The 538-nt window shown below is 61.3% G+C and carries 1 protein-coding gene; it reads left to right on the plus strand.

What is annotated here, in order from left to right; all coding sequences use genetic code 11:
* Window positions 1-507, plus strand: a 507-nt coding sequence (locus ACOTX7_RS24315; protein WP_421626179.1) for a 4Fe-4S dicluster domain-containing protein, incomplete at its 5' end; no start/stop codon positions are given.
* Window positions 508-538 lie beyond the last annotated feature (31 nt).

Raw genomic sequence — 538 nt, forward strand, 5'->3', positions numbered from 1 at the left:
CGTATTTATGAATACGCGGGCGGCGACTGGCAGGAGGACAACGGCGTCTGGCATCAGAATGTCTTCGCCTATTACCTGTCGATTGCCTGCAACCACTGCGAAGATCCGGCCTGTACCAAGGTCTGTCCGAGCGGGGCAATGCACAAGCGCGATGACGGTTTTGTGGTGGTGAACGAGGATGTCTGCATCGGCTGTCGCTACTGCCACATGGCCTGTCCGTACGGCGCGCCGCAGTACAACGCCGCCAAAGGCCACATGACCAAGTGCGACGGCTGCCACAGCCGCGTGGCGGACGGCAAAAAGCCCATCTGCGTCGAGTCCTGCCCGCTGCGCGCGCTGGACTTTGGCCCGATTGAGGAGCTGCGCAAAAAACACGGCCAGCTTGCTGCCGTCGCGCCGCTGCCGTCTGCGCACTTCACGAAGCCGAGTATTGTGATCAAACCTAACGCCAACAGCCGTCCGACGGGTGACACCACCGGCTACCTGGCAAACCCGAAGGAGGTGTGAGATGGGAAGTGGATGGCATGAATGGCCGCTG

Source organism: Enterobacter cloacae complex sp. IR5418 (genome assembly GCF_049238105.1).
GTDB classification, from domain to species: domain Bacteria; phylum Pseudomonadota; class Gammaproteobacteria; order Enterobacterales; family Enterobacteriaceae; genus Enterobacter; species Enterobacter hormaechei.